Source organism: Stenotrophomonas sp. P5_B8 (assembly GCF_054049855.1).
Map to the genome: position 1 here is coordinate 1 of NZ_JBFULO010000710.1, position 1,185 is coordinate 1,185.

Here is a 1,185-nt window from a genome sequence, read left to right on the forward strand (position 1 = left end):
GCATCGGCGGGCTGCAGGGTCAGGGCCAGCGCCAGCGCGGCGAGAGTGCGCATCAGTAGGTCACCGTGGCCCGGTCGCCGCGGGCCGGATCGACCGGGGTCAATGCCCGCACCTGGGCCGGAACCGGGATGGGGGCATCGCTGCGTTGGTGCGGTGCCGGGCAGTCCGCATGCGACACGCGCGCGGCGGCGAAGGTGCAGTCGGCGACGATCCGCAGTTGGATGCGCAAGCCGCCCTGCGACTGCGCGGCGGCCGGTAACGCGGTGAGGCCCGCGAGCAGGAGCAGGCAGGCCGGGGCGGAGGGAAGCCGTCGCAGGATCATGGAACATCGCAGGGAAGGGGCCTGCCCGTTATCGGCCGGGGTGCCGCCGGGCTTGAGGCGCTGCGACGTCAGTAGGTGATGGTCACCGTGATTACATCGTTGTAGCTGCCCTGGGCGGGCAGGCTGCCCGAGGTGGGCGGCGCACGACCGTACACGGTCAGGGTCTGGGCGCTTCCGGTACCGGTGCCGGTGGCGGTGTCCACCCCGATGGTGTTGCCCCAGCGCTGGCTGCGGCCGCTGTCGCGATACAGCTCGTAGGCAAGGAAGTACGCCGGATTGGTGGTGTGCTGCATGCGCCGGGTGGTCGTGCCGAGCACATGCTGCCCGTTGTCCAGGCCGATGGTGTAGGCAGTGCGGTTGATGCAGGTCAGGCCGATGGTCGAGGTGCGTTCGATGTTGCCGGTGATGGCGCCGGCATTGCTGCCGAAGTCCATGTCGGTGGTGACATAGGTACTGCACTGCGGCAGCACATTGGCGGTGACCGTGAACGGGAAGCCGGAGGCAACGGTCTTGTTGCCGGTCGCACCGCCGCCGGCCGGGGTGGTGCAGGCGGGCGGTGGCGAGGCGGTGCCAAGCAGCACTTCGTTGTAGGCAAAGCGCACGGTGGTGTCGGCAGCGGCGAAACTGCTGCTGAAGGTCCCTGCGGAGAGCGTCTGCCCGGCCGGCACCTGGCCGTAGATGGTGATGGTGACCGTGCCGCTGCCGCCGGTCACCAGCGGTACGTTGTAATTGAGGTCCAACACCTGCGCGCCCGGATTGCTGCCGGGGGTGAGGCCCCAGATCGTGCTGCGGGTGGCGTTGGTATACAGCTGGAAGGCCAGGGTGTCGGTGGTGGCGKTGCGCATGCTGCGCGTGGGCTGGGT

General features: G+C 69.3%; 2 protein-coding genes. Both read right to left on the bottom strand.

What is annotated here, in order from left to right:
- Positions 1 to 52: 52 nt before the first annotated feature.
- Complete coding sequence (locus ACXJKH_RS20880; protein ID WP_457322249.1) at positions 53 to 322, bottom strand: hypothetical protein; 270 nt, start codon at positions 320 to 322, stop codon at positions 53 to 55.
- A 68-nt stretch (positions 323 to 390) separates the two neighbouring features.
- Positions 391 to 1,185: Csu type fimbrial protein (locus tag ACXJKH_RS20885; RefSeq protein ID WP_457322251.1), on the bottom strand; the 795-nt coding region annotated here is incomplete at its 5' end.

What these genes read in the sequence shown, in the direction of transcription:
- ACXJKH_RS20880 (WP_457322249.1), bottom strand. Translation starts at nt 322, where the DNA reads ATGATCCTGCGACGGCTTCCCTCCGCCCCGGCCTGCCTGCTCCTGCTC.